Source organism: Robiginitalea insularis, from assembly GCF_052497835.1.
In genome coordinates this window covers 521,433-534,226 of sequence record NZ_CP199296.1, presented here as the reverse complement: position 1 = coordinate 534,226, position 12,794 = coordinate 521,433, and the positions used below count along the sequence as shown (strand labels likewise).

Genomic DNA, 12,794 nt, shown 5'->3' with positions numbered 1-12,794 from the left:
CTTGAACTGATCGGACTGGACGGCGGCCGGAAACTGTATTCTGAAAAAATGGTCACTCCACAGGAGTTGTTTGCCCTTATAGACAGTATGCCCATGCGCAGGAGGGAAATAGAAAAAGGACGGTATTAGCAGGTAGATGTTATTGCTGGTTTATACGCCTGGTAAATTAAACCGCTTGCTTATTACAGGGAGCGTTTGTAATTTGTTTGACAGGGGAAAAGTTGGGGGTATTTCCCCTAAAAACGTGCTTAAGATCAAATTATGTGCTACGACATCAAAGCCAGCCTGGAAACCCAGCTCAAAAGGGCGCTTCGCCGGGGTGATGCTGAGGCTGCAGAGCAGATTGAACAGCAGTTGATTCCCTTTACGGACCTGCCTGTACACCATGCATCCGGATTCAGCCACCCCAGGCTGCTGATCTATCCGGATTTTGATCCGGATTTCCCCATGGTAGCCACCTGGGGTCTGGTACCACACTGGGTAAAAGACCAGGAGCAGCGGCGGAAATTATGGAACCAGACCCTCAATGCGCGGGGGGAGAGTATCTTTGAGAAACCGTCTTTTCGCCGGGCTGCCCGCTCCAATCGCTGCCTTTTATATATTGATGGCTTCTACGAGCACCACCATCATAAAGGCAAGACCTATCCTTACTTTATCTATCGAAAAGACGGCAAGCCCATGGCCCTGGCCTGTTTGTACAGTGAATGGAGGGATTCCGAATCCGGGCAGCCCCTTACCACTTTTTCAATTGTAACCACTGAAGGCAACCCCATGATGGCTAAAATTCACAATAACCCCAAACTAAAGGGACCGAGAATGCCACTGATCCTTCCCGAGGCCCTGGAAGAAAAATGGCTTGAGCCCATTGAGGATGAACTGGATCAGCAGCAGTTGCAGGAGCTGATACACGCTTTTCCGGAAGACTTGCTTCAGGCCCACACCGTTTCCAGGCTCAGGGGAAAGGAATACAGCGGGAACCATCCCGGAATCAGTGAAGAAGTAGTTTACCCCGAGCTGGCCTCTTAAAAAAAAATATAAATGATCAAAACAGCCCATCTGCAGCCCGCTTCTTAACCGTAAATAGTATACCCCGCGTTGAGAGAAGTTTACACATAAACAATAGGATATGAAAAACAAGAATTTACTCCCTGCTTTAATAATCGCATTTGCCCTTGCCCTGGCCGGTTATTTTATTGGTAATACCTATTTGAAGGGAAGGAGTTTTGATCGGTTTGTAAGTGTAAAGGGCTTATCGGAAAGGGAAGTACCTGCAGACCTGGCTGTATGGCCTATCAATATTATGCTGACCGGGAATGACCTGGCAGAACTCCAGCGTAAAATTGCAGATCAGAACCAGGAGGTCTATAATTTTTTTACAGCTCAGGGCTTTGAAGCGGCAGAGATCACCCAGGGTACTGTAAACATTAGCGATGCGAGGGCCAATATATATAACAGCAACGCCCAGTACGCGGCATTCCGGTATGTGGCCAAATCTGAATTTACCGTAAGGACCTCCAATATACCCAAACTGCAAAAAGCCTTAGGGGCTTCCCTGGAATTGCTTTCCAAGGGGATATTGCTGGGTTCAAAAAATGAATGGCAACCTGTGGAATATATCTTCACCGGATTGAACGAAATCAAACCGGAAATGGTCGAGGAGGCCACCCGAAATGCCAGGGAAGTAGCAGAAAAATTCGCCAGGGACTCAGAGGCCCGCGTGGGTGCGATCAGGACCGCCCGTCAGGGGCTGTTTTCCGTTGCGGACCGGGATGCGAATACGCCTCAGGTTAAGCGGGTTCGCGTAGTATCCACCCTTGAATTTCAATTGCTGGAATAGGACGGTAGTGTGCAGCTCAGGAAGCCGTTAACTCTGTAAAGAGACTCTCCAGGTTTTTGGTTTTCCGGCTCAGTTGCAGCGTTTTCAATTGATTGTCGTGCGCAAAGTCAAAAACGGCAGGTCGCATATCTTTGGAGGTGCTAAACTGCAGTTCATAGACAAATCCTCCGGTATTGCGCACAGATTCCAGGTTGGGCAACCGTTGCAGCAGTACTTCTTCCACACGATAATCAAATTCCACCTCAATGATCTGAACATCGTCCTTTCTCAGGCGTTCAAGGGAGGTGTCAGCTACCAGTCTCCCTTTATTGATAATCAGGACCCGGTCACATACTGCCTCCACTTCCTTCATGATGTGGGTAGATAAGAGGATGGTTTTTTCTTCCCCGATCTGCCGGATCAGCCTTCTGATTTCCATCAGCTGATTGGGATCCAGCCCGGTAGTGGGCTCATCAAGGATCAATACGGGAGGATCGTGGATCAGGGCGGCTGCCAGGCCTACCCGTTGTCTGTACCCTTTTGAAAGTTGCCCGATTTTTTTACCTGCCTCGGGTCCCAGGCCGGTCTGTTCGATGACCAAATCCATCCTTTCTTTTGGCATTCCGTATACAGATGCACAAAAGGAGAGGTACTCCTTAACATAAAGTTCTAAATAAAGCGGATTGTGTTCCGGCAAATAACCCAGGCTGCGTTGTACCTGAGGTGCTTGCTTAACCACATCAAAGCCATTTACTGCAGCAGAGCCCGAATCTGCCTTGTAATAGGTGGTCAGGATTTTCATCAGGGTAGATTTTCCAGCCCCATTCGGCCCTAAAAACCCGACAATTTCCCCTTTCTTGATGGTGAAGCTAACAGTATCAAGCGCCTTTTGACTGCCAAATGTTTTTGTGATATCCTGAACCAGAATGGACATAGAACCGGTTTTTGCGTAAAAATACACAAAGCCGGGAGATTTGCTGCAGACAATATAGCAGCAGTTAAAAGAAGCCGGTTGGTTTAAATTGTAGTGTATTCGCAAAAAAAAATAATAATTCGTATCGATATTACAGCAACTCCGGCAAATTGTTGGATAAAACAAAAAAATATACTGATCTTTCAGGCATTCAAAAATGAATGGCTACATTAGCCGATATAATTAAAGTTATGCAGGCCTATTTCTGGAATGGTTTTTATTTCTACTTCTTTTTTAAAAGGGAAAAGGGACCATTTTAGGCATACGTCAATGTACAAAACAGGTCCCGTTCTAAACGGGACTTTTTTTTTAACCAGTGTTTATCCTGGTCTTAACTCCGGGATATCAGTTGTATATGAAATCATTAAAAATCGCCATTCAGGGAATTAAAGGAAGCAATCACCATGCGGTGGCAAGGGAATATTTCGGGGAGGAGATTGATTTGCTCGAATGTATGTCCTTTCATGCCCTTGTGGACCAGCTCACAGAAGGGGTAGCAGATAAGGGGGTGATGGCCATAGAAAATTCCATTGCCGGCTCTATTATTCCGAACTATGCCCTGGTTTGTGAAAGCGGCCTGCACATAATCGGGGAACATTATCTGAATATACACCATCATTTAATGGCATGGCCCGGGCAGCAAATAGCTGATATTACGGAAGTCCACAGTCATCCAATGGCCCTTTTACAATGCAGGGAATACCTTAAAACCCAGCCACATATCAAAATGGTGGAGGATGTAGACACAGCCGAAACCGCCAGGAGGATCCAGAATGGGAAGATAAAAGGGCTTGCAGCAATTGCCCCGGCTATGGCTGCCGAACTCTACGGCCTGGATATCCTGGCAAGCGAAATACAAACCATAAAGAACAACGCCACCCGTTTTATCATTGTAAAAACCAAAAACAAGGCAATTCCCAGGGAAGCTTTCAACAAGGCATCCATCCGGTTTCTGACAGACCATAAAAGGGGTAGTCTGGCCACGGTGCTCAACGTTATGAGCGATTGCAATTTAAACCTTACGAAGATTCAGTCACTACCCGTTATTGAAACTCCCTGGAAGTATTCCTTTTTTGTGGATGTTACCTTTGAGCAGTACGTGCATTTTGAAAAGGCCAAGTCTTTACTTGAGATAATGACCGAAGATTTCAGGGTGTTGGGGGAATATAAAAACGCAAGATTATGATACCGGAAGCAGATCGGTTAGGGCAGGTACAGGAATATTATTTTTCCAGGAAACTGAGGGAAGTTCGGGGTTTGGTTGCACAGGGCCATCCGGTAATCAATCTGGGGATTGGCAGTCCGGACCTTGCTCCTTCGGATGCGGTGCTGGAAATGCTTACCGAGGCAGTTAGGGATTCGGGCGCGCACCAGTACCAGAGTTACCAGGGCTTGCCAGAACTTCGCGCTACAATTGCAGACTTTTATCTGAAGAAATTCGGTGTGGAGCTGAAACCGGAATCTGAGGTGCTCCCACTGATGGGGTCCAAGGAGGGCATTATGCATATCAGCATGGCTTTTCTAAATGAGGGCGATGAGGTATTGATTCCCAATCCGGGCTATCCTACCTATGCCTCAGTTACCCGCCTTGTTGGGGCTATCCCCAGGTTTTATGAGCTAGAAGGCAAAGCAAACTGGTTCCCTGACCTGGAAGCCCTTGGCAATTCTGATTTGAGCCGCGTAAAGCTGATGTGGGTGAGCTATCCGCATATGCCAACCGGAGCAATGGCCTCTCTTGAGCAGTTCGAGGAATTACTGGCTTTCGCAAGGGCCCACCAAATTCTGGTGGTAAATGATAACCCCTATAGTTTTGTGCTCAGTAAGGAACCCCTCAGCATCCTTAGTGCCCGGGGAGCCGCAGGTAATGCCCTGGAATTGAATTCCCTGAGCAAAACCTTTAATATGGCCGGATGGCGCGTGGGGATGTTATTGGGGGCAGCCCCTTTGCTGAATGCGGTTCTGAAGGTCAAAAGCAATATGGATTCCGGAATGTTCTACGGTATTCAAAAGGGTGCTATTGCCGCCCTGAAAAGCGGACAGCAGTGGTTTGATACCCTGGATGCAACCTATCGCAAGAGGCGGCAGGCCGTTTTTGAACTGGCCGGGCTTTTGGGCTGTTCATTCGACCGGGAAGCCGTGGGAATGTTCGTTTGGGCCAAATTGCCGGAAGGGAGTGCGGATTCAGAAACTTTTATTGACCAGCTGCTGTATAAAAAACACCTTTTTGTGGCACCGGGTACCATTTTTGGCTCTCAGGGGGCGGGCTATATCCGCTTTTCGCTCTGCGTCCCTGAAGAGAAGATACGGGAAGCCATTGAACGCGTTCGGGAATATGTGCCCGGCGGGAATCAAATAATGAGATCAGAATGAAAGTAATTGTAGTGGGAATTGGCCTGATCGGAGGATCTTTTGCAAGGGATATTAAAGCACACTATCCCGAAGCGGAAGTGCTGGGGATGGACAAAAATCCGGATCATATAAAACAGGCCCTGGAACTGGGGCTGATCTCGGCTCAGGCGGGTGATTCCGACCTGAAAAAGGCCGATATAATTATGGTTAGTATTCCCGTTAATGCACTGATCACTGAGCTCCCAGCCATTCTGGAACAGGTGGCCGATGAGGCCCTGGTGCTGGATGCCGGATCCACTAAATCCCTGATCTGCAAAAGCGTTGAGGCCCATCCGAAGCGCCGCAATTTCCTGGCCTGTCACCCAATTGCCGGGACCGAGTTCACAGGGCCTGCGGCAGCTGTAAATGGGCTGTATCAGGGAAAGACCAATATCATATGCGAGGTAGAACAAACGGCATTTAAAATTCAGGAGCGCGCTTTGGAGGTGTTCAGGACCCTGGGGATGCGTATACGCTATATGAACCCTGTAGCCCATGATAAACACATCGCCTATGTATCTCATCTGTCCCACATCAGCTCCTTTATGCTGGGTAAAACGGTAATTGAAAAGGAAAAGAATGAACGGGATATTTTTGACATGGCCGGCAGTGGCTTTGAAAGTACGGTACGGCTCGCCAAAAGCTCTCCGGATATGTGGACACCCATTTTCGAACAGAACAAAGAGAATGTGCTGGAAACCCTGGATGAATACATCAATAACCTGAAGGACTTCAGGGATAAATTACAGAATGATGCCTATTCGGAACTATATGCCGAGATGGATCATACCAACAGAATAAAAGAAATCTTAAAAGGAATACAACCCAATAAAATATCAGAATAGACTATGGAAAATTCAAGACAGATGCGTAAATGGCTGGATGATATGGCACTGCCACACCCGCTGGTAATTGCCGGGCCCTGTAGTGCCGAAACGGAAGAGCAGGTATTGAAAATAGCACATGAGCTGAAAGATACCGATGTAAATTATTACCGGGCAGGCATCTGGAAACCCAGAACACGACCCGGAAATTTTGAGGGAGTAGGGGCCATCGGGCTGAAATGGCTGCAAAAAGTGAAATCTGAGACCGGGTTGAAAACCGCGACCGAGGTGGCAAACAGAGCCCACGTAGATCTGGCCCTGGAGCACGATATCGATTTGCTGTGGATCGGAGCCCGCTCTACGGTAAGCCCTTTTATCGTTCAGGAAATTGCCGATGCCCTGGAAGGAACGGATAAGATCGTCCTGGTAAAAAACCCTGTCAACCCGGACCTATCCTTATGGCTGGGGGCTGTGGAGCGCCTGTATTCTGCCAATATTGAAAAACTTGGCGTAATACACCGCGGGTTTTCCACCTATGAAAAGACGAAATACAGGAATATTCCGGAGTGGCAATTGGCTATCGAGTTGCAAACCCGTTTTCCGGACCTTCCACTGATCAATGATCCTTCCCATATCAGTGGTCGCAGGGACCTGATCTTCGACGTATCCCAGACGGCCCTGGATTTGAATTTTGATGGATTGATGATAGAAACCCACTGGGATCCGGACAACGCCTGGTCTGATGCGGCCCAGCAGGTTACTCCAACCCGCCTGATAAAAATTATGGAAGACCTGAAGATTCGGAAGGAGACCGATGAGGAGGCCGAATACACCTCTAAACTGAGTAATCTGAGGGCACAAATCGACATTATTGATAACCAATTGATCGATACCCTGGGCAAACGGATGAAGGTTGCAGATTCGATCGGAACCCTGAAAAAACAAAAAAATGTGGCAGTATTGCAGACCAATCGCTGGAATGCCATCCTGGGTAAAATGATCCTGGAAGGGGAGGCCCATGGTTTGAGTGAGGAATTTGTGTTGAAAATGTTCAAGGCTATCCACCAGGAATCCATCAACCATCAGGAAAAAATCATCAATGCCTGATCTGATATTGCAAATTTGTTAAAAAGATAGGTGGCTACTGTAACTATTCGGCCCGGGTCTTGTCTTTTAGATATTCCATTAAACAAGACACTATGAGAACATTTTTGATTGCAATCCTGGCAATTTGCTCTGCCCAGGCCTGGGCGCAGCACATGGTAGACCGTGAAGTAGGAGCGTTTCACGAGCTGAAAGTATTCGACCTGATCGAAGTCAATCTTATCAAATCAGACCAGAACCGGATCCTGATCAAGGGAGATCACGTAGATGATATCATCTTTGTAAACAGAGACGGGGTCCTGAAACTTCGGATGGCTCTTGAGAAGAAATTTCAGGGGGAGGACACTTTTATAGAGGTGTATTACACTGATATCCGTACCATTGACGCCAATGAAGGAGCCAGGATCGTGGGAAATGAATTAATTTCCCAGGACCGCATTGAACTCAAGGCCCAGGAAGGGGCTCAGATAGAGGTGGGCCTGGAGGTAACCGATGCGGATATCCGGGCAGTGACCGGGGGTATAGTCAGGGCATCCGGCCTGGCCAGTAACCAGGTAGTTGTTCTGAATACCGGTGGTATTTTCGAGGGAAGAGACTTGAAAACAGGTTATAGCAGTGTAAAAATATCCGCCGGGGGAGAAGCAGAATTGTTTGCCTCAGACCAGGTGGATATACAGATCCGCGCCGGTGGGGATGTCTATGTATACGGCAACCCGCAGCGGGTAAACAAGAAGAAAATGATGGGGGGACGCATTTATATTCAGGATTAACCCCATATAATTCTAAAATAAAAAAACCCCTGAAATTTCAGGGGTTTTTTATATCCGTTAAGGAACCGTATTATTTCTTAAAAATATAGCGGGTGATGAAAATCCCCTGTCCGTCTCCTTTACCTCCTTCGCTTTCTACAGCACTGCTCACAAATGTCAGTTCCCAGCCATTGGCGGTCATGTCATTGATCATAGAGGTAATCAGAGCATCATTTGCAGCAATATTCTGAAAGCGGATTCCCCCGATGTTGTAGAAGTTCAGCAGTTTGGTTTCTTCAAAGTTCTTGACGCGAATCTCACTTCTGTCGGACTTGTTCCGGGTATTGTCGTCTTCGGTCTGCACACTGGTAAATTCACGATAATCTTTTTCTTCCAGGGCGTTGATGATTCGGGACCTTCCCAGTCCGTTAGGCACGATGGATTCAACACTGGTTACAACTCGGTACTGCTGGGCACTGAGGTCCAGCTGGAAAGCCAGCAGGCAAATGGCAATTAATAGAACGTTTTTCATAAGATACTGTTATAGGTTTATTTGCGTGTTAAACTAATGTTTTGCTTTCAATACAACGTGACTGTTTAATTGTTATTTTGCAAGGCAGTAGATGTTTTATGAAAGGAACGGTTTATAAATCCACAGGAAGCTGGTATACGGTAAAGGATGAAGCAGGTCATTTTCACGAATGCCGTATCAAAGGCAAATTCCGCATTCAGGGTATTAAAAGCACCAATCCCATTGCCGTGGGAGACCAGGTGCTTTTTGATCTGGAAACTCTTGGGGACGAAACGGTGGGTTTGATACATGAAATCCTGGAACGCAGGAATTACGTGGTTCGGAAATCGGTGAACCTCTCCAAGCAGACCCATATAATTGCAGCAAACATTGACCTGGTTTTTCTGATGATCACCATGGAAAACCCCAAAACCTACACCACCTTTATAGACCGGTTTCTGGCCACAACCGAGGCCTATGAAGTGCCCTGTGTGCTACTCTTCAATAAAACAGACCTTTACGGTCCTGATATGCTGGATGAAACCAAATACCTGGCTGCCCTTTACCGGGAAATCGGTTATACCTGCCTGGGCATTTCAGCCAAGAAGGGCAAAAACGTGGAAAAAGTAAGGGAATTAATGAAGGGTAAAACCTGTATGTTTGCCGGTCATTCCGGGGTAGGCAAGTCTACCCTTATCAACCGTATTGCCCCGGAACTTGATTTAAAAACGGCTGAAATTTCAGAGCAGCACGGGCAGGGGCAGCATACTACCACTTTTGCACAGATGTATGACCTGTCTTTTGGCGCCCGTATCATAGATACCCCGGGGATCAAGGGATTTGGCCTGGTGGATATGGAAAAAGAAGAGATCGGAGATTATTTCCCGGAATTCTTCGCCCTTAAATCAGAGTGTAAATTCAACAATTGCCTGCACCTGGATGAGCCCAACTGCGCCATTAAGAAGGCTTTGGAAGAAGACCGTATTTCCTGGAGCCGTTATCGCTCTTACCTGCAGATGGTAACCGGGGAGGAAGACACTTACCGCATGGACCCATATCAGGAATCATGAGGGCACTCGTTCAAAGGGTTTCGGAAGCTTCCGTTACGGTGGAAGGAAAAGTAGTGGCCCATATCGGGACCGGGCTGCTTGTGTTTTTGGGGGTGGAAACGGAGGATTCCCCTTCCGATGTAGCCTGGCTGGCCCCGAAGATTGCTAATCTGAGGATATTTAATGATGACAAGGGCGTAATGAATCGCTCCCTGCTGGATGTTCAGGGCGGCCTTATTGTAGTGAGCCAGTTTACGCTGCATGCACAAACTAAAAAAGGCAATCGCCCGTCCTATATTCGCGCAGCCAGGCCCGAGCAGGCCGTTCCCCTGTATGAGGCTTTTGTGAAGCAGATGGAAACCCGCCTGGAAAAGAAAGTGGGAACAGGTATTTTTGGGGCAGATATGAAGGTGTCCCTGCTCAATGATGGCCCGGTTACCATCTGGATAGACACTAAAAGGAAGGAGTAGGTAAAAGGTGATTAGCTAACAGCAATCCGTATTAGCTGTTTAGAATTGTTTAAAAATATTATGCAAAAAGGATCGGAACAAGTAGTTTTGGCAAAAACGACTTCGGATGGATCTGCACAACGCCCAGGAGGAGGTAGATAAATGGATTAAAGCACACGGGGTCCGTTACTTCAACGAGCTGACCAACATGGCACAGCTAACGGAAGAAGTGGGGGAGGTAGCCCGGATTATTGCGAGGCGGTACGGGGAGCAAAGCGAAAAGGAATCGGATCGGGAAAAGGATCTCGGGGAAGAATTGGCCGATGTCGTATTTGTGGTATTGTGCCTGGCCAATCAGACCGGGATTGACCTGGAAGAGGCTTTTCGAAAAAAACTGGATTTAAAGGCCCGGCGCGATCACAGCCGGCACCAGAACAATCAAAAACTAAAATAATTGCCCCTGGGCTTTTATCTGTAATCTGCTGGTATTTTGAACTTAGAACTTTCCGCCCCTACCGACCTGAGGATACAGCAGTCCGTGCAAATTACGGGTTCCAAAAGTGAAACAAACCGCCTTTTGTTGCTGCAGGCGCTCTATCCGGAGATTACAATTGAGAATATCTCCAATTCGGACGATGCCCGGGCGATGCAGCAGGGATTGGCCAGTAGTGGGGGTGTGGTGGATATTCATCATGCCGGTACCGCCATGCGCTTTCTGACAGCATATTTTGCCAGCAGGGAAGGAACAGAAGTTGTGCTTACAGGCTCGGCTCGTATGAAAGAACGACCCATTCACGTTTTAGTGGAGGCACTGCGCTCCATGGGTGCAGACATTTCCTATCTGGAGACTGAGGGTTGCCCGCCCCTTCGGATTAAAGGGGTGGCACTGAAAGAATCCAGAGTCACTTTGCCGGCCGATGTCAGCAGCCAGTATATATCTGCCTTATTACTGATTGCCCCTTCCCTTCCTGAAGGACTCAGGCTGCATTTAAAGGGCACCATTACCTCCGTGCCTTATATTCAAATGACACTGGGCTTATTAAGCCGGCTGGGAATCCAGAATAGTTTTACCGGAAACACGGTTGAAGTGTTGCCAAAACAACAGCTCTCCCCTATAGCGCTGACGGTGGAGTCTGACTGGAGCTCTGCTTCTTATTACTACTCCCTTATGGCGCTCAGTGCAGTGGGAAGCAGTGTCCGGCTTTCAGCTTTCCGGGAAGATTCCCTTCAGGGGGATAGTGTGCTGCCTGAAATCTTTAGAAACCTGGGCGTAGCTACAGAATTTACTGAAGGAGGTATTTTCCTGAAGCATACGCAGGCCGCAGATAAGGATCGTTTTCAGTTAAACATGGTAAAATGCCCGGACCTCGCACAAACCATAGCTGTTTGTTGTTTTGGCCTGGGGGTAGGATGCGACCTTGATGGCTTACACACTTTGAAAATAAAAGAGACGGATCGGTTGGAGGCCTTGAAATCGGAATTGACCAAACTGGGCGCAGAAATTTCTGTTACAACGCATTCGCTCCACCTGGAACCGGCTACAAACATTCTTGAAGGTCAGCAAATAGAAACCTTTAACGACCACCGTATGGCAATGGCTTTTGCTCCCCTGGCACTGAAAACCCGTTTGATTATAGCGGATGCCGGGGTCGTTTCCAAGTCCTACCCGGGGTTTTGGGAAGATATGGAGGGCCTTGGCCTGCACCTTCGCCAATGCTAAGGGAAAACGGGTATACAAGCCTTTTTCAGGAAGCGGTCAGCAGTCGGGCATACAAGCTTTTAGGGAACTAATTACATCATTTACTTGACTTCCCCTCCTTCAGGGTAGTATATTTGCAGCTGCTAATCCAGAAAATAGCTATACGCGCATGAAACTATCCCACTTTAATTTTGAACTTCCTAAAGAATTACTGGCTGAATATCCTGCAGAAAACAGGGATGAATCCAAATTAATGGTAATCCACCGTGAAACAGGGAAAATTGAGCACAAGTTATTTAAGGACCTGATCGATTATTTTGATGAGGGGGATGTAATGGTACTCAATAATACCAAGGTATTTCCGGCCAGGCTTTTTGGGAACAAGGAAAAGACCGGGGCTCGTATTGAAGTATTCCTGCTCCGCGAACTCAATGAAGAGCAGCGCCTTTGGGATGTGTTGGTAGACCCTGCGCGGAAGATCCGTATCGGGAATAAATTATATTTTGGGGAGGATGAATCCCTGGTGGCTGAGGTAATCGACAATACCACTTCAAGGGGGCGTACCCTGCGTTTCCTCTACGATGGTTCCTATACGGATTTCAGGAGGAAACTACGGGAGCTGGGGCAAACCCCGCTGCCTAAATATATCAAAAGGGATGTGGAGCCGGAAGACGAATCGCGCTACCAGACCATCTACGCCAAGCACGAAGGGGCTGTTGCCGCTCCGACGGCTGGCCTGCATTTTTCCAAACACCTGCTGAAACGTCTTGAAATAAAGGGCCTGGAATTTGCGGAACTCACCCTGCATGTGGGGCTGGGGACCTTCAATCCGGTAGAGGTAGAAGACCTTTCCAAACACAAGATGGATAGCGAGGAACTGATCATTGACGAGAAGGCAACAGAGATCGTAAACAAGGCAAAACGGGAAAAAAGACATGTAATAGCTGTGGGAACTACCGTTATGAGAGGGTTGGAAAGTGCAGTCTCGTCTGAGCATATGCTCAATACGCACGAAGGCTGGACCAATAAATTTATTTTCCCCCCTTACGAATTCAGTATAGCAACGGCTATGGTGACTAATTTCCACCTGCCGAAATCTACCCTGCTGATGATGGTATCTGCCTTTATGGGGCACGACCTGATGAAGCGGGCTTATAAAGAGGCCATACTGGAAGGGTATCGCTTTTATTCCTACGGGGATGCCATGCTGATCCTTTAAGCGCCCGAACCGG

The 12,794-nt window shown here is 47.7% G+C and carries 14 protein-coding genes and 1 pseudogene; 13 read left to right on the top strand and 2 right to left on the bottom strand.

What is annotated here, in order from left to right; translation table 11 throughout:
• The 3 genes and pseudogenes from ACT6NV_RS02430 to ACT6NV_RS02420 all read left to right on the top strand — a co-directional run.
• Nucleotides 1–129: pseudogene (locus tag ACT6NV_RS02430) on the top strand (DUF4174 domain-containing protein); the annotation flags it as partial.
• Nucleotides 130–261: 132 nt separating this feature from the next.
• Nucleotides 262–1,026 carry an SOS response-associated peptidase gene (locus ACT6NV_RS02425; protein ID WP_445385683.1) on the top strand — a complete coding sequence of 255 codons (765 nt, stop codon included), beginning with the start codon at nt 262–264 and terminating at the stop codon, nt 1,024–1,026.
• Between the two features lie 100 nt (nt 1,027–1,126).
• On the top strand, nt 1,127–1,837 hold the full coding sequence (locus ACT6NV_RS02420; RefSeq protein ID WP_445385682.1) for an SIMPL domain-containing protein: 711 nt from the start codon (nt 1,127–1,129) through the stop codon (nt 1,835–1,837).
• Nucleotides 1,838–1,853: 16 nt separating this feature from the next.
• On the opposite strand, the gene gldA is transcribed toward ACT6NV_RS02420, so the two are convergent.
• Nucleotides 1,854–2,750, bottom strand: coding sequence for a gliding motility-associated ABC transporter ATP-binding subunit GldA (gene gldA / locus ACT6NV_RS02415; protein WP_445385681.1), 897 nt, complete (start codon nt 2,748–2,750; stop codon nt 1,854–1,856).
• 394 nt (nt 2,751–3,144) lie between these two features.
• Here gldA and ACT6NV_RS02410 point away from each other — a divergent pair, with 394 nt between their 5' ends.
• The 5 genes from ACT6NV_RS02410 to ACT6NV_RS02390 all read left to right on the top strand — a co-directional run bounded on the left by ACT6NV_RS02410 (nt 3,145) and on the right by ACT6NV_RS02390 (nt 7,875).
• Nucleotides 3,145–3,975 carry a prephenate dehydratase gene (locus ACT6NV_RS02410; protein ID WP_445385680.1) on the top strand — a complete coding sequence of 277 codons (831 nt, stop codon included), beginning with the start codon at nt 3,145–3,147 and terminating at the stop codon, nt 3,973–3,975.
• Nucleotides 3,972–5,159 (top strand): pyridoxal phosphate-dependent aminotransferase, encoded by a 1,188-nt coding sequence (locus ACT6NV_RS02405; protein WP_445385679.1) that lies wholly within the window; start codon nt 3,972–3,974, stop codon nt 5,157–5,159. The genes ACT6NV_RS02410 and ACT6NV_RS02405 overlap by 4 nt, the downstream gene beginning before the upstream one ends.
• Entirely contained in the window at nt 5,156–6,022 is an 867-nt protein-coding gene (locus ACT6NV_RS02400; protein WP_445385678.1) for a prephenate dehydrogenase, read from the top strand. Before ACT6NV_RS02405 ends, ACT6NV_RS02400 begins: the two co-directional genes overlap by 4 nt.
• 3 nt (nt 6,023–6,025) lie before the next feature.
• Nucleotides 6,026–7,108 carry a chorismate mutase gene (locus ACT6NV_RS02395; protein WP_445385677.1) on the top strand — a complete coding sequence of 361 codons (1,083 nt, stop codon included), beginning with the start codon at nt 6,026–6,028 and terminating at the stop codon, nt 7,106–7,108.
• A gap of 92 nt (nt 7,109–7,200) precedes the next feature.
• Nucleotides 7,201–7,875, top strand: a complete 675-nt coding sequence (locus ACT6NV_RS02390; protein ID WP_445385676.1) for a head GIN domain-containing protein — start codon at nt 7,201–7,203, stop codon at nt 7,873–7,875.
• Nucleotides 7,876–7,945: 70 nt separating this feature from the next.
• Here the strand turns inward: ACT6NV_RS02390 and ACT6NV_RS02385 are convergent, their stop codons facing one another.
• Nucleotides 7,946–8,386 (bottom strand): hypothetical protein, encoded by a 441-nt coding sequence (locus ACT6NV_RS02385; protein WP_445385675.1) that lies wholly within the window; start codon nt 8,384–8,386, stop codon nt 7,946–7,948.
• A 98-nt stretch (nt 8,387–8,484) separates the two neighbouring features.
• Here ACT6NV_RS02385 and rsgA point away from each other — a divergent pair, with 98 nt between their 5' ends.
• From rsgA to queA, 5 genes are all read left to right on the top strand, one after another.
• A complete protein-coding gene (gene rsgA / locus ACT6NV_RS02380; protein ID WP_445385674.1) occupies nt 8,485–9,435 on the top strand; it encodes a ribosome small subunit-dependent GTPase A in 951 nt (316 codons plus the stop codon).
• Entirely contained in the window at nt 9,432–9,884 is a 453-nt protein-coding gene (gene dtd / locus ACT6NV_RS02375) for a D-aminoacyl-tRNA deacylase (RefSeq protein ID WP_445385673.1), read from the top strand. Before rsgA ends, dtd begins: the two co-directional genes overlap by 4 nt.
• Before the next feature lie 106 nt (nt 9,885–9,990).
• On the top strand, nt 9,991–10,317 hold the full coding sequence (locus ACT6NV_RS02370) for a nucleotide pyrophosphohydrolase (protein ID WP_445382877.1): 327 nt from the start codon (nt 9,991–9,993) through the stop codon (nt 10,315–10,317).
• 36 nt (nt 10,318–10,353) lie between these two features.
• A complete protein-coding gene (locus ACT6NV_RS02365) occupies nt 10,354–11,583 on the top strand; it encodes a 3-phosphoshikimate 1-carboxyvinyltransferase (protein WP_445385672.1) in 1,230 nt (409 codons plus the stop codon).
• Nucleotides 11,584–11,731: 148 nt separating this feature from the next.
• Complete coding sequence (gene queA, locus ACT6NV_RS02360; protein ID WP_445385671.1) at nt 11,732–12,781, top strand: tRNA preQ1(34) S-adenosylmethionine ribosyltransferase-isomerase QueA; 1,050 nt, start codon at nt 11,732–11,734, stop codon at nt 12,779–12,781.
• The last annotated feature ends 13 nt before the right edge of the window (nt 12,782–12,794 follow it).

Excerpts from the sequence above, each read along its gene's own strand:
- ACT6NV_RS02425 (WP_445385683.1), top strand. The coding sequence starts at position 262 with ATGTGCTACGACATCAAAGCCAGCCTGGAAACCCAGCTCAAAAGGGCG.
- ACT6NV_RS02420 (WP_445385682.1), top strand. The coding sequence starts at position 1,127 with ATGAAAAACAAGAATTTACTCCCTGCTTTAATAATCGCATTTGCCCTT.
- gldA (WP_445385681.1), bottom strand. The coding sequence starts at position 2,750 with ATGTCCATTCTGGTTCAGGATATCACAAAAACATTTGGCAGTCAAAAG.
- ACT6NV_RS02410 (WP_445385680.1), top strand. The coding sequence starts at position 3,145 with ATGAAATCATTAAAAATCGCCATTCAGGGAATTAAAGGAAGCAATCAC.
- ACT6NV_RS02405 (WP_445385679.1), top strand. The coding sequence starts at position 3,972 with ATGATACCGGAAGCAGATCGGTTAGGGCAGGTACAGGAATATTATTTT.
- ACT6NV_RS02400 (WP_445385678.1), top strand. The coding sequence starts at position 5,156 with ATGAAAGTAATTGTAGTGGGAATTGGCCTGATCGGAGGATCTTTTGCA.
- ACT6NV_RS02395 (WP_445385677.1), top strand. The coding sequence starts at position 6,026 with ATGGAAAATTCAAGACAGATGCGTAAATGGCTGGATGATATGGCACTG.
- ACT6NV_RS02390 (WP_445385676.1), top strand. The coding sequence starts at position 7,201 with ATGAGAACATTTTTGATTGCAATCCTGGCAATTTGCTCTGCCCAGGCC.
- ACT6NV_RS02385 (WP_445385675.1), bottom strand. The coding sequence starts at position 8,386 with ATGAAAAACGTTCTATTAATTGCCATTTGCCTGCTGGCTTTCCAGCTG.
- rsgA (WP_445385674.1), top strand. The coding sequence starts at position 8,485 with ATGAAAGGAACGGTTTATAAATCCACAGGAAGCTGGTATACGGTAAAG.
- dtd (WP_445385673.1), top strand. The coding sequence starts at position 9,432 with ATGAGGGCACTCGTTCAAAGGGTTTCGGAAGCTTCCGTTACGGTGGAA.
- ACT6NV_RS02370 (WP_445382877.1), top strand. The coding sequence starts at position 9,991 with ATGGATCTGCACAACGCCCAGGAGGAGGTAGATAAATGGATTAAAGCA.
- queA (WP_445385671.1), top strand. The coding sequence starts at position 11,732 with ATGAAACTATCCCACTTTAATTTTGAACTTCCTAAAGAATTACTGGCT.